At 50.2% G+C, this 18,936-nt stretch carries 18 protein-coding genes and 2 pseudogenes; 13 read left to right on the top strand and 7 right to left on the bottom strand.

Features of this window, described 5'->3' with window-relative positions; genetic code table 11:
* The first annotated feature begins 1 nt into the window (after window position 1).
* Both LU633_RS04105 and LU633_RS04100 read left to right on the top strand, forming a co-directional pair.
* Window positions 2-457: a DNA polymerase III subunit chi gene (locus LU633_RS04105; protein ID WP_016190501.1), complete on the top strand. Its 456-nt coding sequence runs from the start codon at window positions 2-4 to the stop codon at window positions 455-457.
* Between the two features lie 5 nt (window positions 458-462).
* Window positions 463-3,318: a valine--tRNA ligase gene (locus LU633_RS04100; protein ID WP_016190502.1), complete on the top strand. Its 2,856-nt coding sequence runs from the start codon at window positions 463-465 to the stop codon at window positions 3,316-3,318.
* 180 nt (window positions 3,319-3,498) lie between these two features.
* Here LU633_RS04100 and LU633_RS04095 read toward each other — a convergent pair whose 3' ends face one another.
* Window positions 3,499-4,167, bottom strand: coding sequence for a hypothetical protein (locus LU633_RS04095; RefSeq protein ID WP_016190503.1), 669 nt, complete (start codon window positions 4,165-4,167; stop codon window positions 3,499-3,501).
* 190 nt (window positions 4,168-4,357) lie between these two features.
* Here LU633_RS04095 and LU633_RS04090 point away from each other — a divergent pair, with 190 nt between their 5' ends.
* On the top strand, window positions 4,358-4,861 hold the full coding sequence (locus tag LU633_RS04090) for a GNAT family N-acetyltransferase (RefSeq protein WP_016190504.1): 504 nt from the start codon (window positions 4,358-4,360) through the stop codon (window positions 4,859-4,861).
* 223 nt (window positions 4,862-5,084) lie between these two features.
* Here LU633_RS04090 and LU633_RS04085 read toward each other — a convergent pair whose 3' ends face one another.
* The 4 genes from LU633_RS04085 to rraB all read right to left on the bottom strand — a co-directional run bounded on the left by LU633_RS04085 (window position 5,085) and on the right by rraB (window position 7,629).
* The gene (locus LU633_RS04085) at window positions 5,085-5,543 is read right to left on the bottom strand and encodes a histidine phosphatase family protein (protein ID WP_051124340.1); all 459 of its coding nucleotides are present in this window, start codon (window positions 5,541-5,543) and stop codon (window positions 5,085-5,087) included.
* Between the two features lie 24 nt (window positions 5,544-5,567).
* Window positions 5,568-6,265 (bottom strand): IS1 family transposase gene (locus LU633_RS04080; RefSeq protein WP_233481990.1). Its coding sequence is split into 2 segments (ribosomal slippage): window positions 5,568-6,004 and window positions 6,004-6,265, totalling 699 coding nucleotides; the frame shifts between segments, so codons are not numbered across the junction.
* A gap of 76 nt (window positions 6,266-6,341) precedes the next feature.
* The gene (miaE, locus tag LU633_RS04075) at window positions 6,342-7,103 is read right to left on the bottom strand and encodes a tRNA isopentenyl-2-thiomethyl-A-37 hydroxylase MiaE (protein WP_016190507.1); all 762 of its coding nucleotides are present in this window, start codon (window positions 7,101-7,103) and stop codon (window positions 6,342-6,344) included.
* Window positions 7,104-7,212: 109 nt separating this feature from the next.
* Entirely contained in the window at window positions 7,213-7,629 is a 417-nt protein-coding gene (gene rraB / locus LU633_RS04070) for a ribonuclease E inhibitor RraB (protein ID WP_016190508.1), read from the bottom strand.
* Window positions 7,630-7,786: 157 nt separating this feature from the next.
* On the opposite strand from rraB, the gene argF reads away from it, so the two are divergent.
* Window positions 7,787-8,797 (top strand): ornithine carbamoyltransferase, encoded by a 1,011-nt coding sequence (argF, locus tag LU633_RS04065; protein WP_016190509.1) that lies wholly within the window; start codon window positions 7,787-7,789, stop codon window positions 8,795-8,797.
* Between the two features lie 97 nt (window positions 8,798-8,894).
* On the opposite strand, the gene LU633_RS04060 is transcribed toward argF, so the two are convergent.
* Entirely contained in the window at window positions 8,895-10,328 is a 1,434-nt protein-coding gene (locus LU633_RS04060) for an alpha,alpha-trehalose-phosphate synthase (UDP-forming) (protein ID WP_016190510.1), read from the bottom strand.
* A 301-nt stretch (window positions 10,329-10,629) separates the two neighbouring features.
* On the opposite strand from LU633_RS04060, the gene kup reads away from it, so the two are divergent.
* From kup to LU633_RS04030, 6 genes and pseudogenes are all read left to right on the top strand, one after another.
* Window positions 10,630-12,495 carry a low affinity potassium transporter Kup gene (gene kup, locus LU633_RS04055; RefSeq protein WP_016190512.1) on the top strand — a complete coding sequence of 622 codons (1,866 nt, stop codon included), beginning with the start codon at window positions 10,630-10,632 and terminating at the stop codon, window positions 12,493-12,495.
* A gap of 78 nt (window positions 12,496-12,573) precedes the next feature.
* Window positions 12,574-12,897, top strand: coding sequence for a hypothetical protein (locus LU633_RS04050; RefSeq protein ID WP_233485084.1), 324 nt, complete (start codon window positions 12,574-12,576; stop codon window positions 12,895-12,897).
* A 128-nt stretch (window positions 12,898-13,025) separates the two neighbouring features.
* Window positions 13,026-13,256, top strand: a complete 231-nt coding sequence (locus LU633_RS26095) for a replication endonuclease (protein ID WP_082103848.1) — start codon at window positions 13,026-13,028, stop codon at window positions 13,254-13,256.
* 5 nt (window positions 13,257-13,261) lie between these two features.
* Complete coding sequence (locus LU633_RS04045; protein ID WP_051124342.1) at window positions 13,262-13,849, top strand: replication endonuclease; 588 nt, start codon at window positions 13,262-13,264, stop codon at window positions 13,847-13,849.
* A 74-nt stretch (window positions 13,850-13,923) separates the two neighbouring features.
* A pseudogene (locus LU633_RS04040) lies at window positions 13,924-14,991 on the top strand (IS3 family transposase); the annotation flags it as partial.
* 498 nt (window positions 14,992-15,489) lie between these two features.
* Window positions 15,490-15,930 (top strand): hypothetical protein, encoded by a 441-nt coding sequence (locus LU633_RS04030; protein ID WP_016190516.1) that lies wholly within the window; start codon window positions 15,490-15,492, stop codon window positions 15,928-15,930.
* A gap of 281 nt (window positions 15,931-16,211) precedes the next feature.
* Here the strand turns inward: LU633_RS04030 and tnpA are convergent.
* Window positions 16,212-16,652, bottom strand: a pseudogene (gene tnpA, locus LU633_RS04025) (IS200/IS605 family transposase); the annotation flags it as partial.
* A gap of 278 nt (window positions 16,653-16,930) precedes the next feature.
* Here tnpA and pyrB point away from each other — a divergent pair.
* The 3 genes from pyrB (at window position 16,931) to ridA (ending at window position 18,848) form a co-directional block, all read left to right on the top strand.
* Window positions 16,931-17,866, top strand: coding sequence for an aspartate carbamoyltransferase (gene pyrB / locus LU633_RS04020; RefSeq protein WP_016190518.1), 936 nt, complete (start codon window positions 16,931-16,933; stop codon window positions 17,864-17,866).
* Between the two features lie 10 nt (window positions 17,867-17,876).
* Entirely contained in the window at window positions 17,877-18,341 is a 465-nt protein-coding gene (gene pyrI, locus LU633_RS04015) for an aspartate carbamoyltransferase regulatory subunit (RefSeq protein WP_016190519.1), read from the top strand.
* Window positions 18,342-18,461: 120 nt separating this feature from the next.
* Window positions 18,462-18,848: a 2-iminobutanoate/2-iminopropanoate deaminase gene (gene ridA / locus LU633_RS04010; RefSeq protein WP_016190520.1), complete on the top strand. Its 387-nt coding sequence runs from the start codon at window positions 18,462-18,464 to the stop codon at window positions 18,846-18,848.
* Window positions 18,849-18,936: the final 88 nt, after the last annotated feature.

The following is an 18,936-nucleotide window of genomic DNA, read 5'->3' as shown; positions in this document are numbered from 1 at the left end:
AATGAAAAATGCCACCTTCTATCTTCTGGAAACCGATACAGCGGTGGACGGGGTCAGCGCCCTGGAGGCGCTGGTTTGCGATTTGGCTGAGGCGCGCTGGCGCTGCGGTGCGAGAGTGCTGATCGCGTGTGAAGATGAAGCTCAGGCCATCCGTCTTGATGAAGCATTGTGGCAACGCCCCGCCAGCGCCTTTGTGCCGCATAACCTCGCTGGCGAAGGGCCAAAATACGGTGCGCCCGTGGAGCTGGCATGGCCCCAGCGCCGGGGCAACGCACCGCGGGATTTGCTGATCAGCCTGCTGCCTCATTTTGCAGATTTTGCCACCGCTTTCCATGAAGTGATAGACTTCGTGCCCTATGAAGAATCTTTGAAACAGCTGGCGCGCGACCGCTACAAAGCGTATCGCAGCGTTGGATTCCACTTGAATACGGCAACGCCGACGCCCCCAACGACATAGCAGAAATGGAAAAGACATATAACCCGCAAGATATCGAGCAGCCGCTTTACGAGCTCTGGGAAAAGCAGGGCTGGTTCAAACCAAATGGCGACACCAACCAGGAAAGCTTCTGCATTATGATCCCGCCGCCGAACGTGACTGGCAGCTTGCATATGGGGCACGCCTTCCAGCAAACCATCATGGATACCATGATCCGCTACCAGCGTATGCAGGGAAAAAACACCCTGTGGCAGGCGGGGACTGACCACGCCGGTATCGCCACCCAAATGGTGGTTGAACGTAAAATCGCGGCGGAAGAAGGAAAAACGCGTCAGGATTATGGTCGAGATGCCTTTATCGAAAAGATCTGGCAGTGGAAGGCGGAGTCAGGAGGCAACATTACCCGGCAGATGCGTCGTCTGGGTAACTCCGTGGACTGGGAGCGCGAACGCTTCACTATGGATGACGGCCTCTCTAACGCGGTAAAAGAAGTGTTCGTCCGTCTGTATAAAGAGAACCTGATTTATCGTGGCAAGCGCCTGGTAAACTGGGATCCTAAATTGCGCACGGCGATTTCCGATCTGGAAGTAGAAAATCGCGAGTCGAAAGGCTCCATGTGGCATATCCGCTATCCGCTGGCCGATGGCGTAAAAACCGCCGACGGCAACGACTATCTGGTGGTAGCCACCACCCGTCCTGAAACCGTGCTGGGTGACACGGGCGTCGCGGTTAATCCAGACGATCCACGCTACAAAGATTTAATCGGCAAGCTTGTGGTGCTGCCGTTTGTCAATCGCCGCATTCCCATCGTTGGCGACGAACATGCGGACATGGAAAAAGGCACAGGCTGTGTGAAAATTACCCCGGCACATGATTTCAACGACTATGAGGTCGGTCGCCGCCATAAGCTGCCTATGATTAACATCCTGACCTTTGACGGCGATATCCGCGAGGCCGCTCAGGTGTACGACTGTAACGGCGAAGAATCTGACGTTTACGATGCGACAATTCCCGCGGAATTCCAGAAACTGGAACGTTTCGCTGCACGTAAAGCTATCGTTGCGGCAGTTGACGCTCTGGGCCTGCTGGCCGAGGTGAAGCCGCACGATCTGACGGTGCCTTACGGCGACAGAGGCGGCGTGGTCATTGAACCGATGATGACCGATCAATGGTACGTACGCACTGCGCCCCTGGCAAAGGTGGCGGTGGAAGCCGTTGAACAGGGCGAGATTCAGTTTGTCCCTAAGCAGTACGAAAATATGTACTTTTCCTGGATGCGTGACATTCAGGACTGGTGTATTTCCCGCCAGTTATGGTGGGGACATCGCATTCCGGCCTGGTACGATGTGCAAGGAAATGTTTATGTCGGCCGTAGCGAAGAAGAGGTGCGTGCGGAAAACAATCTGTCCGCCGACGTTGCGCTGAGCCAGGACGAAGACGTGCTGGATACCTGGTTTTCCTCCGGCCTGTGGACTTTCTCCACGCTGGGCTGGCCTGAGAACACTGAAGCGTTGCGAACCTTCCACCCGACCAGCGTACTGGTCAGCGGTTTCGACATTATTTTCTTCTGGATTGCCCGCATGATCATGCTGACCATGCACTTTATCAAAGACGAAAATAGCAAGCCTCAGGTGCCGTTCAAGACCGTCTACATGACGGGTCTGATCCGCGATGAAGAAGGCCAGAAAATGTCGAAATCGAAAGGGAATGTCATCGATCCGCTGGATATGGTTGACGGTATCTCGCTACAGGATTTGCTGGAAAAGCGTACTGGCAACATGATGCAGCCACAGCTGGCGGAAAAAATTCGCAAACGTACCGAAAAGCAGTTCCCGAATGGCATTGAGCCACACGGAACTGATGCCCTGAGGTTTACGCTGGCGGCGCTGGCGTCCACCGGCCGCGACATTAACTGGGATATGAAGCGTCTGGAGGGCTACCGCAACTTCTGTAATAAATTGTGGAACGCCAGCCGCTTTGTGCTGATGAATACCGAAGGTCATGATTGCGGTCAGAACGGCGGGGACATGGTGCTTTCACTGGCCGACCGCTGGATCCGCGCCGAATTTAACCGGACGGTAAAAGCCTGTCGCGATGCGCTGGACAGCTACCGTTTCGATATCGCAGCGAATATTTTGTATGAGTTCACCTGGAACCAGTTCTGCGACTGGTATCTGGAGCTAACCAAACCGGTAATGAATGGCGGATCGAAGTCGGAACTGCGCGGCACGCGCAACACGCTGGTCGAGGTGCTGGAAGCGCTGTTGCGACTGGCACATCCGATTATTCCGTTTATCACCGAAACCATCTGGCAGCGCGTCAAGGTGCTTAAAGGCATCACTGGCGAGACCATCATGCTGCAGCCTATGCCCGCCTTTGATACTGCACAGGTCGACGAAGCCGCATTGAGTGACACAGAATGGCTGAAGCAGGCGATCGTTGCCGTGCGTAGCATCCGCGCGGAAATGAATTTATCACCCGCGAAACCGCTGGATGTTCTGCTTCGCGGAGCTACTGCCGATGTCGTTCGCCGCATCAACGAAAATCACAATTTCCTGAAAACGCTGGCACGTCTTGATAATTTACGTTGCCTCGCGAGCGATGATAAAGGTCCGGTATCGGTTACCAAGATTATTGACGGTGCAGAGTTGCTGATTCCGATGGCGGACCTGGTCGATAAAACTACCGAGCTGGAACGTCTGGCGAAGGAAGTGGCGAAACTGGAAGTAGAAATCGGCAAAATTGAGAGCAAACTGTCAAACGAAGGGTTTGTCTCCCGTGCGCCGGAAGCTGTCGTAGCCAAAGAGCGCGAACGCATGACCGAGTTTGAACAGGCGAAAGTGAAACTGATCGAGCAGCAGACGGTTATTGCTGCACTGTAAACCTCGCCATTAAGCCTGTTGGACTCGTTCAACAGGCTTCTTTCATCATACTTTGTCATAGTGGATTATGGCATGCCCGGGTTGACAGGCTTTTATATACGCTGATTTATCCTTATGTTTATCATGAACAAAACAGAAAGCGTTACCCGATCTATAGTCCCCTGTTTACGCGTGCAGAAATCATTTGTCGTTATCAGGCGTCAAAAATATCCGATTGTTAAATTCGCTTCTCACAATCAACTCGTCTTTATTTTTTGCTGCCTCAATATCAAAAACAGACGGCAGGGCATCAGAATCCAGCGCGGCCCATACCTCAATGACTTCACCTTCTTTACCACCTTCCTTTACCTTTTGAGCAGGCGTTCTTATGGCATAATTTTTTGCATGTACTTTATTCTCTGAAATATAAAATCCTTCACCCTGTACATTGTCTTCAATTTGTTTACTATTTGGCTCATAATTGTCACTTAAGCCATGTTCAATAAGTTTTTTTGCAGCGGGTGCACTTGTACCATGCCATCCCAAAAACTGAATGACCTTTACGTCTCTGGAGGAGACATTCTTCATTTCTTTTTTAGGAAAGACATTTTTTATTTTTGACAAAAAAATCTTTACATATTTTGTTTCTTCCTTGCTTTCTTTTTTGGAACATTGTCCAAGCGAAGTTTCGGCACTTTGAAAGCAATTATAGCTAATCAATTTTTTGTTGATAATTATATCTGTAACATTTTCCGCTTTAATCAAATAATTCCGTAAACCCTGGTTAATTTGATAACCACCTCCTTCAAGCTTTTTACTGATATAACAAACATCACTTCTGAATTGCTGATTATTGACTTTCCCAACCATTTTCTCACCGCTTTTTATAAAAAAATTTATGGCATATTATCATTCCAGAAAAACAGCGACTTTCAGAATTCATTATTTTGAGTAAGTTCGAAAAACACAATAGAAGGCATTTCAAATTAAACGGGTGATTGCAACTGCTCAGTACCAATGCTATTAGATCCCTTCCCATCACTCTTAATGGAACCGCGTCATGACCTCCACAGCGTCAATGGAAGTACAGATCCGCCCCATCCAACCTGCCGATAATCCCTTTATAGCCCGCGTTATTCGCGATGTTTCAAGCGAGTTTGGTCTTAGCGCAGATAAAGGCTTTACCGTGGCCGATCCCAATCTTGATCGACTGTTTGAACTCTACAGTGAACCGGATAGCGCTTATTGGGTCATTGAACTGGATGGAGTAATAGTCGGCGGCGGTGGAGTCGCCCCGCTTTTGGGCAGCGACGCTGACATTTGTGAGCTACAGAAGATGTACTTTATGCCGATCGTACGAGGAATGGGCATAGCCAAAAAACTGGCGCTGCAGGCGATGGATTTTGCCCGTTCGCACGGCTACCAACGCTGTTATCTTGAGACTACCGCATCTCTGACTCGTGCCATTCGACTGTATGAACATCTTGGTTTTGAGCATATTGACGGTCCGATGGGTTGCACCGGACATACAGATTGCGAAGTGACCATGCTATGCAGGCTATAAACCATCCTGCAGGTAGCGCATATCATTGATTGATTCGATAATAAATTTTCCCTCGTCCGTATAGCACAGCCGGGTAACGCTGGCATTGTTGATAGCATGCTTCAAGACGTGGTGTCTCCCAGTCCCCTTAACAACACGGCGATCGCCATTCCGTGGGACACCACCAGCACGTTGCCTCCCCCTTTCTCTTAAGTATCACGGGCAACTTATGTAATACGGTTTATCATACGCGCGGCCACTTGCTGATAGCTCTCGGCTTCCCCCCCCTCGATTTAATGTCTTTTAACGCCGTAGTTCCCTGTGATTCTGACTCCTTAATGGCAGCGATGATTTGTTCAATACGGATGGCTCCCTCTTCGTAAGCCTGCATTAAAGCAGCTTCAGAGCCATAACCTGCTCGTCTCACCGCAGCCTCCCACATATTAGTATCCAAATCCCCCTCATACAGACCGAAGCAGACTTCGCGCAGTTCCCGGCTTTCATTGAGCGGCAACGCTGCGTTCCAGCTTTGCATAATCAGACGCACCGTTTCACCAGCGCGGCAAGAATCACCGGACCAGACGCTAATAAACTTAATCTTTTCTTTTTCCAGCCCGCGCCCAAGTTTTAAAGCAACGTCGACGCCTTCAGCGGTCAATGGTGTATCTGACCATCCCTGAACGCGGCGAACCGCGTTAAACATTGTTTTGCCGGTCGTGACGCAGATTTATTGATAATGATGAAGAGTAAGATACCAACCGATGATCTTATCGTGCATTTCCTCTGACTTCGAAAAGCAAATTGTTCTGCGGGTCAGTCGTTTGATATGTGTGCGAAGATTAAGATTATGTCGTTCTGTCCGTTGGGTATATTTCTTGCTCACCACGTGGCCTGTTGCACTTAACAGAACTTTATAAACCGGCCACGCATCTGTCATATAAAAGGCAATGTTAAATTTGCTTAACAGGGCCAGCAATCGTCGCAGGGTCGGGGCATTTCTCGGGCCGAAGACGTGGGCCAGAGCACGTTTGCGGATACGGTCATAAGCATAGAACAACCACCGGGGATTGCTTTTACACCGCACGTAAGACCATTGTTCACCGGCTTCACAGCAGATAACAACCTCCGTTTCGGGGTCGATATTCTCAGCTACCTGCTTTGGGGAAATTTTTTTAAGTGCCGCAGAATCGTATTGAGGCTGATACCGAGAACCCGTGCGGTATCGCGACATCCGTAACCATTCATGGCCATATTAACAATGGTCTGGTGTGTGTCTGGTTTGGCACCGGAGTAGCTAAAATTGAGCTGAAAGGTCTTTGAACAATGCTTGCAGATGTAACGTTGGGCACCGGATGCTGAATGTCCGTTACATCGTACAGCATAAGTTTCATTGCACTGAGGGCAGACGACATCAACTTTAGCCATATGTTACATCCAAAGCGCAAAGCATACGTGATCAGCAAGTCTGCGTCACGACCGGACTAGCGGTACACATTTCTGGCTACCACGCAGGTACACCGCTATGAAAACGCAGTTCATTATCTGGCTCATTAATCAGCCTTGCCTCCGTCTCGCCGATTTTCCTGATGCGGCAGGAGATATCTTCTGGAGAAATTTGCGTAGCCAGCATCAGATAATCCTGGTAATGGCGCGCTTCCGAACGCAGCAGAGAGAGATAAAAAGCGGACAGTTTTTCATCAAGCCAGGGGGCCAGACTGGCAAAACGCTCACATGAACGTGCTTCAATGTAGGCACCACAAATAAGCTTGTCGACCAACGTCTGTGGTTCCCAGGTGGCTACATCCGCAAGCAGGCCTTTGGCGTAACGACTGGCCGTTACTCTGGCATAGGGAATATTGCGTTCCTGCATAATTTCCATTACCTGATAAAAGTGGTGTAACTCCTCTTTTATTAATAAGACCATTTTATCAACCAGTTCATCACCATACCTGACATCAGCACAACTGATAATGGTTTTCGATAACCCTTTGTGTTCTGCCAGAAAAGCCAGAGAGCTATTACCGCTGTGAACAAACTGTTCCCATGGCTTCAGCCAGGCAAGTAGTGCATCACCGCTCTCGCGGTCGGCAACATATTTGCGAATCAACCACATTGCAGTCTGGGCGGCTTTCAGTTCGCAGACCAGATGATCAGTGAGTAATAACGGTAGATTTTCTGGTTTGCGTGCTTCATCAATCCACGCACAGGGCGTGCGACAGCGTAAAAAAGCGTTAACAGACGCAAGGAGCAGTTCGGTATTCATAAGTTCAACGGTGCCGTCGTTCAATAACAAAGTGACTTCATAGCCGGGATTGCAAGTCCCGGCGGGACAAGGAGTGAATCAATTCAAGTCTTTCCAGGCTTGCTAAATTTTAATGACGAACCCCATTATCGTCTTCATCTTCCGGGGAGCTATCACCCTCGTCTCCAGCATCCGGATCTTCAAAATAGGTTCCCCAACCATCATAATCAACATGGAACTTAGCGACCAGGTTGACCAGCTGCTCGACCTGCTCATCGATTAACTCAGCTTCTAGTGCACATTCGCTGAGGACATCGCAGCACATGACTTTACTGCCGTCTTCCAGTTCCAGTTCTTCCGCATCGGTCACTTCATAACCTAATTTAAACGCTTCCACCGCCGCTTTTTCTAATGCATCAAAGTTGCTGCAGGAAAAATGGTGCTCAATAGTATAAAGTGCATCAGGGTCACTGCCATCATCCAGTAACTCTTCGATAATCAGCCGCGTCTCTTCTCGCTGTTCTTCCAGTAATGCTTCGTTTGCCATAATCCTTTCCTCAGTATGTGACACTCTTGCGGCTATTTTCACATACTGCCCTTTATGCCTCTACCATTATCAAAAAGTTTCTGTATTACGGGGTTGAAAATGCATACTCATACGATTAAATTGAATTTAAATTCAATTTAATAAACCGGAGTGCTCAATGAGTCAGTTTTATCAACGCCACTTTCTCAGACTACTGGATTTTACCCCCGCAGAGTTAAATGACTTGCTGGCCCTCGCCGCCACCTTAAAAAAGAACAAGAAAAACGGTGAAGAAATCCCTTATCTGAAAGGGAAAAATATTGCGCTCATCTTCGAAAAAGACTCAACACGCACCCGATGCTCTTTCGAAGTTGCCGCCTACGATCAGGGAGCAAGGGTGACTTATCTTGGCCCAAGCGGCAGCCAGATCGGCCATAAAGAGTCGATGAGAGACACCGCCCGCGTGCTCGGCCGCATGTATGATGGCATCCAATATCGTGGCCACGGCCAGGAACTGGTTGAATCACTGGCAGAACATGCTGGCGTACCGGTGTGGAACGGCCTGACCAATGAGTTTCATCCCACGCAATTACTGGCTGACCTTCTCACCATGCAGGAGCATTTGCCAGAGAAAGCGTTCAGCGAAATGACCTTTGCATACGTTGGCGATGCACACAACAATATGGGCAACACCATGATGGAGGCGGCGGCGCTGGTTGGCCTTGATCTTCGTCTGGTCGCCCCTAAAGGCTGCTGGCCAGATGCCAAACTGCTCAAGGAATGCCGCCTCGCAGCAGAGAAAACCGGTGGTAAAATAACCCTGACCGAAGACATTGCCGAAGGCGTAACAGGCGCAGATTTCATTTATACCGATGTGTGGGTATCAATGGGAGAGCCGAAAGAAGTGTGGCAGGAACGTATCGCTCTGTTACGACCCTATCAGGTTGACAGTGCCATGCTGAAGCTAACCGGCAATCCGCAGATGAAATTCCTTCACTGTCTCCCCGCCTTTCATGATCGCCAGACCACGCTGGGTCAGCAGATGGCAGAACAATACGATCTGCACGGCGGAATAGAAGTCACAGACGACGTTTTCGAATCTGCGCACAGCGTGGTTTTCGACCAGGCAGAAAACCGGCTTCATACCATCAAAGCCGTTATGGTTGCGACACTTTCCAGTCAGCATTAATCTGGTCATCAGCTAATCTCAGTCGTGGGTATTTTACCCTCGGCCGCTGCGAGTTTATAACCCTGTCAGTGAATTTCAGACCGGATTGTGTACGTGCTCAGTATCTGATGCGGTGCGACAGGCAGGAAGAGAGCGCCAGGGCCCAGCCAGGCGGGGTCGCCACATCATTTTCAATGTTGCTCAACCCTGCAAGAAACTGTTCAGCCCACCAGTGACAGTCGTGCTGCGCTATACCGACCATCAGTCGTGAATGCATTTTTTTACGTTCGTTAAGGGATAAATGAAGTGCGGTATGTATCGCATCTGCGATCGCATCAGGATCGTAGGGGTTGACGATAATTGCGCCGTCCATATGCTCCGATGCCCCGGCAAACTGGGACAATATCAACACGCCCGGATCGGCCGGGTCCTGCAAGGCAACATACATTTTTGCCATAAGACTCATGCCGGCAATTAACGGCGTGACCACCGCAACGCGCGAAGCACGGTAGATCCCCGCCTGTTCTTCCCGAGTGTAATGGTGGGTCAGAAAATTTATTGGGTACCAGTCCAGTGTCCCCTTCACCCCATTAAGCTCACCGCACAGCGTCTCCAATTCATGACTCATTTCACTGGCCCGATGAGAATATCCTGCCGAGGGTGATGCAAGCTGTAATAGCACTACGTTTCCGACGTATTCTTCATGCCGACGCAGCAGGATTTCCATCGCGCTGATGCGGTAAGGCAGCCCGGCGCTATCATCAAGATGGCCACCACTGAGCACGCTGTTCCCGGGCAGGGTTTGGCGACACTCCTGCTCAGTCAGGCTACAGCGGCTACTTTGAATAAGCGATTCAACGTCATTCAGATCGATACCGACCGGAAAAATGCCCACGGTGACAATGCGTCCATTGATACGAAAACGGGTGCTGGCAAGGTGCTCAATACGAAACTCGCTTTCGACCCACAGCAGAAAATTTTTCATATCCTGCAAGGTCTGAAAACCGATAATGTCACAGCAAAGCAGGGACTCTGCCAGCCATCGCCAGTCGGGAATGGCTTCAAATCCTTGCCCGGCGGGAAAAGGCTGATGGAAGAAGAATCCCGTTCGGTTGGTCAGCCCGGCATCACGAATCAGTTGGGCACAGGGGATAAGGTGATAATCCTGAATCCAGATCGCATCATCCAGCATTGCATATTCTGCTATCGCCTGTGCATAGACCTCATTGAACTTACGGTATTGCATGAGCCCATCCAGGCTGAAGCGTGCAAGGTCCGGGCGCTGATGAAAAACGGGCCACAGCCCTTTATGAACATAGCCCATATAACCGTCATGCAATTCCGCATCACTGAGAGGAAAAGTCAGCACGTCGTAATCAGCGCCGTTGCAAAAAGTAAACTCCCCTGGATGTTCGGCTGGAAACTCAGTCGTTTTACCATTCCAGCTAATCCACAAACTGAGATCGCGTCGGCAGGTCAGTATGCTTTTATACAATGCTGAAAGCGTGGAGGAATGAGACATATTATGTGAAACCAGAATCAGACCTGACATAACGTTTTCCTGAAAATGTCTTCCCTGCCGGATGCAGAGAGAGCGAAGCCAGAGAGGCAACAGATGCCAATCATTAAACGGTTTCAGATATAAAAAAGGCGTAAAAATACAGACTGGGGGAGTAAAAATCGCTTAATAATGTTATCTTTTTGCAAGAAAACGAACCTGTAAATGTTGCATATTTTAAGGGCAGCATTATGTTTAATCTGATACTCCCACAGTTTTTTGTTCTGCTCACGCTGATATTCATTTTGCGGGCCGTTCTTTACTTTCGACAACTCACAGATAAGACGCATCTCTTATGACTTCAAAAAAACAGCCGCTTCCTGCAGCCATGATGGCCGCAGTGGGCATCGTGTTTGGTGATATTGGCACCAGCCCGCTTTATACCCTGAAGGAATGCCTTTCTATTTTGCCTGCAGGTGGCACTACCGAAACGGCGGTAATGGGCTTCCTTTCTCTGATTTTCTGGGGACTGACGCTAATCGTGACGATCAAATACGTCTGTTTTGTTATGCGGGCAGATGTGGATGGTGAAGGCGGAATCATGACGCTAATGTCGCTGGCGCGGCAAAGCGTTAGCGGTCGGGCCGTTCACCTGATTGTGCTGGCGGGGCTGACGGGCGGCGCGTTTTTCTATGGTGACGGTGTCATCACCCCAGCCATTTCAGTCATGTCCGCTATCGAAGGCATTGAAGTTGTCGCCCCGGCACTGGACCGCTTTATCGTACCGCTTTCCGTGGTGATTCTCGCACTCCTGTTTATTATCCAGAAGCATGGCACCGAACGGGTCAGTCGGGTATTCGGCCCGGTGATGCTGGTGTGGTTTGTCACGCTGGCGGCGCTTGGGCTGAGAGGAATTATGATGAATCCTGGGGTGCTACATGCGCTAAACCCGGCTTTTGCGCTGGCGTTTTTACTCAGCCATAAAGCGCTCTCCTTTGCCGCGCTGGGCATGGTAGTGCTGGCGGTGACTGGTGCCGAGGCACTGTATGCCGATATGGGGCATTTAGGGAAAATGCCGATCAGGATGGCGTGGTTAATTATCGCTATGCCCTCGCTGGTGCTGAACTACTTTGGCCAGGGAGCGCTGGTGCTTGCCATGTCAGATGCAGTTAAAAATCCCTTTTATATACTGGCACCCGGCTGGGCGCAAATCCCGCTGATCGTGCTTTCCACCCTGGCGACGGTGATTGCGGCCCAGTCCATTATTACCGGCGTTTATACCCTGACGCACCAGGCAATACGCCAGAGTTTTTTGCCGCCGATGCGCATTGTTTATACGTCTTCCACCGAGTCCGGGCAGATTTATATTCCCGTGGTCAACTGGCTGCTGTTTATCGCCGTTACCTTGATTATTGTGGCTTTCAAAAGCTCTTCCGCGCTGTCGGCTGCTTACGGGATCGTGGTCACGGGTACGATGGTGCTGACCGCCTTCCTGACCGGCATTGTGGCGTTCAGAAAATGGAAGTGGCCACTGCCCGTGGCGCTTATTTTTCTGCTCTGCATGTTGGTTATTGATGTCACGCTGTTTGGCGCGAACCTGATCAAACTGCTGTCAGGCGGCTGGGTACCAGTATTGCTGGCAATGGTGATGCTGGTGCTAATGCTAATCTGGAGCAGTGAACGCTCCCGCCTGATTCGCCGCCTCAGTGACGACCCGGAAAGTCTGAGGGCGATGATTAATTCACTTGAGGCGTCACCGCCCAAACGCGTCGCGGGAACCGCCATCTTTCTGACCAAAAAGGTCAGTGAGATCCCTCAGGCACTGCTGCATAATCTGAAACATAACCGCGTGATGCACGAACGCATCGTACTGCTGCACATCCGTACTACGGATAAACCGAGAGAATACAATCAGAATCGGATTGCGCTGCAGCAGCTTTCCCCAACGTTCTGGCAGGTGACCGCCTCTTACGGCTGGCATGAAGTGCCGGCCATGCAGGAAATCCTGTATCTCTGCGGGCTGGAAGGGTTCGGCTGCACAGTGAACGAGGCGTCATTCTTTACCTCTCACGACACGCTGATCATGAAAAAACGCCGGGGATTGTCACGGCTGAAAGGCGGCATTTTTCATTTCTTTCAGCACAATGCCCTGCGCGCCCACGAGCAGTTTATGATTCCGCCAAACCGTGTCATTGAACTGGGCGGGCAGAAAGAGTTCTGATGCAGCCGGTCATGAGCCCGTCGAAGCGGCCGCTACGCCACCTTATCCCGGAAAAACACCTGAACCAGCCGGGATATAATGGTGGAATCAGCCCCGCGAGGCTATCGGCACTATTGCTGCAGAGCTGCCGGTTGGGCGCTCGGCCTTTGTCTTACTAAAGCGCCTGCCGATCCCGTTCATCGTGCGCGCCACCGCCTCAGTAAACTGCCTCATTCTATCCGCCGCTGGTATGTCCAGCACGTTGACGATCTCACTCACACTAAAGGAGCAACGCGTGCTGGTGCCTGGCTGACCGACACATTTGAACAGTATGTTTTACCGCGCATTGACAATGTTAACGCCCGCTACCGGTTAGACGTTCTGCCGCTGGCATTCGTTGAGTTTGCGCAGGATTACAACTGACTGCCATGATGCGGCTGCCGCCGGCTGAAGCGCCTTGCGCACCGACTGCCCGCTCTGGTTACTGGCGAATTTATCAATTATCAGGAGCATTACTATCGTGAAACCAGCGATCTGTCGTTCTCTGTCATCTGTGCATACGGTCGTGCTGCCTGGCTGGTTTCCTATCTGAACATGTTTGCCCCCGGCTGGCATCCCCATCGTGGTGGCTGCGCCGCCTGCGTCGTGTCCATGACCAGTGGCGGGAGCACCTGCAAATCGCCGTCGGTTACGTTCACAAAAAATCAGCGTCGTACTGTAGTGAGCCGACCCTGAAAGAAAAGAATAGTGTGCGCAAAAGAAATCCAACCGTGAATACCTGAAAGCGATGGAGTTTGAGGACCAGGACACCGGCGAGCGCACGTCACTGGAGGACAAGGTAAACAAGAGCATTGCTAACCCTGCCAACCGTCGCCGGGAACTGATGACGCGTCAGCGCGGATTTGAGGATATCGCGAATGAAATGGGACTGACCGGGGAGTTTCACACCCTTACCGCTCCGTCTCGTTTTCATGCCGTACATACAAGCAGCCGCCGTAATGACAAATGGACGGCGGGCGCAGTATCCCCCCGCAACACCCAGCGCTATCTGTGTAAAATCTGGGCGCATGTTCGCGCTACATGGCGGCGCACCGGTATCCGGTTTTTTGGATTCAGGGTTGCCAGGCCGCACCACGACGGCACACTGTACTGGCATCTGTTGCTGTTCATGCGCCCGGAACACGTTGATAACGTCCGCGATCTTTTTTGCTATCACTCCCGCTTTGATGATTCAGAAGAGTTACTGACGCCGCAGGCGCTGGAGGCATGTTTTCAGGCAAACCCCATCGATACGAGCCTGTGCAGTGCCACTGACTATATCGCTAAATATATTTCAAAAAATATTGACGGTTATGCACTGGGTGATGAAATGTAAGTATCCCCTCAAAACGGCCCATTCACTTTTAGAGATCTTCCGACATACTGATTATCTCCTCTGAGGAGATCGCCATGCGTAAAGCCCGATTCTCTGAGCACCAGAGCATCGCCGTTCTGAAATCGGTAGAAGCTGGTCGAACCGTCAAAAATGTCTGCCGTGAGACCGCTATATCCGAAGCCAGCGACTACAACCGGAAGGCTGAATATGGCGGGATGGAAGCCGCAGATACCAAAAAGATAAAAGACCCTGAAGACGGGAATCGCCGCCCGAAGCTGATGTTTGCCGACCTGGGTCCGGAATGCCGGGCGCTGAAGGACGTTATCGAAAAAAAGTGTTAAAACCAGCGATAAAGCGTGAGCCCGTCAGCTATCTGACCACACAGTTTACGATGGGCATACGCCAGGCATGCAGGACGTTATCGCTGAACAGGACTGTGTTTCATTATCAGCCGGACACGCGACGTGATGAACCGGTGATCCAGAGCCTGACTGAGGCGGCTGAACGCTATCCCCGCTACGGATTTAAGCAGCTTTTTCAGGTGATTCGCAGGCAGGGCCACGTCCGGAACCACAGGCGTGTACACCGGATTTATTGTCTGCTAAAACTCAATTTTCGTCGTCAGGGTAAACAGCGCCTGCCGGTGCGCAATCCAGCTACGCTGGAAGCGCTCAACCAGAGCTGGTCGACTGATTTTATGCACGACGCGCTGACATGTGGCCGACGTTTTCGGACCTTCAACGTCGTGGATGATTTTAACCGCGAGGCTCTGGCGATAGAAATTGACCTTAATATCCCGGCGCAGCGGGTCGTGCGTGTGCCGGACAGGATTGTGGCACAGCGTGGATACCCGCTGAAAATGCGGATGGACAAGGGGCCAGAGCTGATATCACTGGCCCTGGCGCAATGGGCTGAGGACCATGGCGTGATGCTGGAATTTATCAGGCCGGGTAAGCCAACGCAGAACGGCTTTATCGAACGGTTTAACCGAACGTACCGGACAGAAATACTGGATTTTTACCTGTTCAGAACGCTGAAAGAAGCACGGGAAATCACAGAGCGCTGGCTCCCTGAATAACCTTATGCCGGAAGAATACCGGCTGATAGCTGGAAACCCGGAAGCCTCAAAAAGTGCGTGGAACCAGAGCTGGGATACTTACAGGATCCCCGAAGAATTTATTAAGAACGGCGCAGCGGGCAACAGTATCACGCTGGCCGTGATCCCCGCAATTCGTCCGGGCGTGAACGTTAATAATCGCCGCATCACGCAGGTGCAAATCAACAATGACGAAATGACACTCACCTGGACGTTGCTGAACAGCGCTGGGAAAAAGTACAGAGAACTCCGGTGCAGCGCCAGATTGACAAAAACTGGGCGCGGGCATGCACCTGATATTCTTCCCCGTGATACTGCCCGCTGGCTTACATATGGGATGATGGGTAAGGAAAAATAATGATTAGTGCCAAAAATTCGCAGATGAAATAGCCGATGCTGTTCACCTTGACAGTAATTTTTTTCGTGGGTTTATGAAAGGATTCGTAACGCTACCGATGGATTTCTATTATCTCGGAAAAGGTCTTACTGACACTGACAACAGAACAGTCAATTCTTATGATAAGGAACGCATGGTTAAAATGGTATGACTTCAAGAGAAAATATTGAGAAAATTCTTCGACTGTTTTTAGACAATTTTTTTCAACATGTATACGTTAAAAAAGTCAAAGAGCTTTCCGCAAAGGGTGCTGGCGGATTTTTTGGCAAAATGGCATTTAATCAGCTTGCCACTGCTAATATGGGTTATACTTTTTCATCCCGATTAATACCGCGAATAGTAACAGGCGCAACTGTTGGTGGCATCCTGTCCATTAGTGCTGCGATGTCCCGATCTTTATATGTGGTCAGGGACTTACAACGCCGGAATCCAAACGCATACAACATGTTACGGCGTATGGACGATCCCGATCTTTTGTATTTTATGGTGGAAGATAAAACCCGTCCTTTTGAAGAAGTGGCCGTACTGTGGTACACGGATCGCGATAAATTTCATCAAACCTGCTGTTATTTTTTTGAGAAAGTCTGAAATGAAAATATTTTTTCTGGCTGTACTTTCGCGTTTAGTTCAAGGAATTGGGATTGGTATCTGTGGATTATCATTTATCTACGCTGGGTGGTTCGTGTTCTTTTCATATAGCCCATATAAATATTATCTGGCTGTATTGATGCCGCCCGGCTTACTACATTTTTAAATTTGCAGTGCGGAAAATCTATGATGAAAGCCCTGACGACTGGTGAAAGTAAAAAGCCACCTGCATAGCAGGTGGCTTTGGCACCGCCCCCTAAAAGGGGGCTTAAACACCACCTTTCCAGTCCGAGCTGTATTTGCCTTTCTTCTTCCTCTTTGGCAACTTTGTCCTGGTACCGCACATACCTTCGAATTACTTCTTCTTTTGCACCCACCGAATCCACAAAATACCCTCTTTGCCAAAAGTGGTCACACCAAAGCTTGTGCTTCCTGAGATAAGGAAACTTCTCGAACAGCCTGATGTCCGTTCTCCCTTTCACAAATCCCATCAACTCATAAACACTCAAGCCAGGCGGCGTCCTCACCACCAGATGCATATGATATATCTGCACATTTAGCTCAACTACTGTGCATTTTTTCATATTGCTGTAAATGTAGATGCTGCGGTAAACCTCTTTACCGAGATTACCTTTGAGGATTTTGTATCTGTACTTCGGTGTCCATACAAGATGATACTGACAGCGATAGAATACGTGGGAAGCGGATTCATATCTGCTCACGCTATTTACTCCTTGATTTGCTGGTAACAAGCCGGGGCAGTATTTAGCATGGGCATTCTACCGGCAAAGCCCCACATGAACGATCACCACCTCCACAGGAGGTGGTTTAGTGTTGATAATAAAAGCCTCCCAGAAAGGGAGGCTTGATTTAAGGTGGATGCAACGTGGATGACACTGAATTAAATTCATTTTAATTCAGCATGTTAAGTCTTTATTGTAGCCCTCATTGAGAGGCTTTTTTTGTCCGTTGACCCGTAGTGGTGCTGAGGAGAAAGAAGATGACTAACCCGCTGTACAGGAAACATATCATTTCGATCAACGATCTCGATCGCTCCGAGCTGGAGCTGGTACTGCGCACCGCCGCAAGCCTCAAGGCGAATCCACAGCCGGAGCTGTTAAAGCATACCGTGGTGGCAAGCTGCTTTTTTGAAGCCTCAACCCGCACGCGTCTCTCTTTCGAAACGGCGATGCATCGTCTTGGGGCTTCCGTGGTCGGTTTTGCCGACGGTAGCAACACCTCGCTCGGTAAGAAAGGTGAAACACTGGCCGACACCATTTCCGTTATTAGCACCTATGTTGATGCCATTGTGATGCGCCATCCTCAGGAAGGTGCTGCCCGGCTGGCGACTGAGTTTTCTTCAGGCGTTCCTGTACTAAACGCGGGGGATGGTGCCAACCAGCATCCCACGCAAACCCTGCTGGATCTTTTTACTATTCTGGAAACACAGGGGCGCCTGAGCAATCTGAATATCGCCATGGTGGGCGATCTGAAATATGGTCGAACCGTCCATTCCCTGTCGCAGGCGCTGGCTAAATTTGAAGGCAACCGCTTTATTTTTATCGCGCCGGATGCGCTGGCAATGCCAGCCTATATTACCGATATGCTGGAGGAGAAAGGAATGAGCTGGAGACGCCATGACAGCATCGAAGAGGTCATTCCTCAGGTGGATATTCTGTATATGACCCGCGTTCAGAAAGAGCGTCTTGACCCCTCGGAATATGCCAACGTTAAAGCGCAGTTTATTCTTCGGGTAGCTGACCTGGCCGGTGCCCGACAGCAGATGAAGGTGCTACACCCGCTGCCACGTATTGATGAGATCACCGCCGACGTTGATAAAACACCGCATGCATGGTATTTCCAGCAGGCAGGTAATGGTATCTATGCACGCCAGGCGCTGCTGGCACTGGTGTTGTCCCGCGAACTGGCACTATAAGGAAGAAATAATGACTCAGGATAATAAATTACAGGTTGAAGCGATCAAACGCGGTACGGTGATCGATCATATTCCGGCACAGGTGGGATTTAAACTGCTGTCCCTGTTCCGCCTGACTGAAACAGATCATCGAATTACCATCGGTTTGAACCTGCCTTCCGGCGCAATGGGGCGCAAAGATCTAATTAAGATTGAGAACACCTTTCTGACCGACGATCAGATCAACCAGCTGGCGGTCTATACCCCGCATGCCACGGTGAACCGAATCGATAATTACGAAGTGGTCGGCAAAATTTCCCCGACTCTACCGGATCGCATTGAGCGTGTCCTGACCTGCCCAAACAGTAACTGCATCATCCACAGCGAACCAGTAAATTCAAGCTTCGCCGTAAAAAAACGCCATGCTGACGTGCAGTTAACCTGTAAATACTGCGAGAAAGAGTTTGCGCACCATGTGGTGCTGGCAAACTGGTAATAGGAATTAAGCCGCTTATAATGGGCCATATTTCGGACGAAATGCGTTCTGCGATATTTGCGTTAACCGACCGGTATTGCAGAACAATATTCGCCGCTCCCCTGTCAATCTGGAGAAAGTATGTCTCGTGAAATCAGCACCAAAAATGCTCCTGCTGCTATTGGCCCCTACGTTCAGGGCGTCGATCTGGGCAGCATGATTATCACTTCGGGTCAGATCCCGGTCGATCCTGAAACCGGTGCAGTTGCCGACGATGTGATCGCGCAAACCCGGCAGTCGCTCGCCAATGTAAAAGCGATCGTTGAAGCAGCCGGACTGACCGTAGGCGATATCGTCAAAACCACCGTATTTGTAAAAGATTTGAACGATTTTACCACCGTCAATGCTGCGTACGAGGCTTTTTTCACCCAGCATCACGCCAGCTTTCCTGCCCGCTCCTGCGTGGAAGTAGCACGTCTGCCTAAAGATGTAAAAATTGAAATTGAAGCGATTGCGGTTCGTCGTTAATATTTTTTGCCTCTCCCCAAGGGGAGGCCTGCCGCTTTATGGCTTCACAGTGCATTTTTCTCTCACTTCGTTAAAAATTTTTACTTTT

The organism is Erwinia tracheiphila, assembly GCF_021365465.1.
GTDB lineage: Bacteria > Pseudomonadota > Gammaproteobacteria > Enterobacterales > Enterobacteriaceae > Erwinia > Erwinia tracheiphila.
Note: the sequence above shows the minus strand (reverse complement) of the source record. Positions and strands in the feature narration are given on the sequence as shown.

Coding starts and splice junctions, on each gene's coding strand:
- LU633_RS04105 (WP_016190501.1), top strand. CDS start 2: ATGAAAAATGCCACCTTCTATCTTCTGGAAACCGATACAGCGGTGGAC.
- LU633_RS04100 (WP_016190502.1), top strand. CDS start 463: ATGGAAAAGACATATAACCCGCAAGATATCGAGCAGCCGCTTTACGAG.
- LU633_RS04095 (WP_016190503.1), bottom strand. CDS start 4,167: ATGGTTGGGAAAGTCAATAATCAGCAATTCAGAAGTGATGTTTGTTAT.
- LU633_RS04090 (WP_016190504.1), top strand. CDS start 4,358: ATGACCTCCACAGCGTCAATGGAAGTACAGATCCGCCCCATCCAACCT.
- LU633_RS04085 (WP_051124340.1), bottom strand. CDS start 5,543: ATGTTTAACGCGGTTCGCCGCGTTCAGGGATGGTCAGATACACCATTG.
- miaE (WP_016190507.1), bottom strand. CDS start 7,103: ATGAATACCGAACTGCTCCTTGCGTCTGTTAACGCTTTTTTACGCTGT.
- rraB (WP_016190508.1), bottom strand. CDS start 7,629: ATGGCAAACGAAGCATTACTGGAAGAACAGCGAGAAGAGACGCGGCTG.
- argF (WP_016190509.1), top strand. CDS start 7,787: ATGAGTCAGTTTTATCAACGCCACTTTCTCAGACTACTGGATTTTACC.
- LU633_RS04060 (WP_016190510.1), bottom strand. CDS start 10,328: ATGTCAGGTCTGATTCTGGTTTCACATAATATGTCTCATTCCTCCACG.
- kup (WP_016190512.1), top strand. CDS start 10,630: ATGACTTCAAAAAAACAGCCGCTTCCTGCAGCCATGATGGCCGCAGTG.
- LU633_RS04050 (WP_233485084.1), top strand. CDS start 12,574: ATGGTGGAATCAGCCCCGCGAGGCTATCGGCACTATTGCTGCAGAGCT.
- LU633_RS04045 (WP_051124342.1), top strand. CDS start 13,262: ATGGAGTTTGAGGACCAGGACACCGGCGAGCGCACGTCACTGGAGGAC.
- LU633_RS04030 (WP_016190516.1), top strand. CDS start 15,490: ATGACTTCAAGAGAAAATATTGAGAAAATTCTTCGACTGTTTTTAGAC.
- pyrB (WP_016190518.1), top strand. CDS start 16,931: ATGACTAACCCGCTGTACAGGAAACATATCATTTCGATCAACGATCTC.
- pyrI (WP_016190519.1), top strand. CDS start 17,877: ATGACTCAGGATAATAAATTACAGGTTGAAGCGATCAAACGCGGTACG.
- ridA (WP_016190520.1), top strand. CDS start 18,462: ATGTCTCGTGAAATCAGCACCAAAAATGCTCCTGCTGCTATTGGCCCC.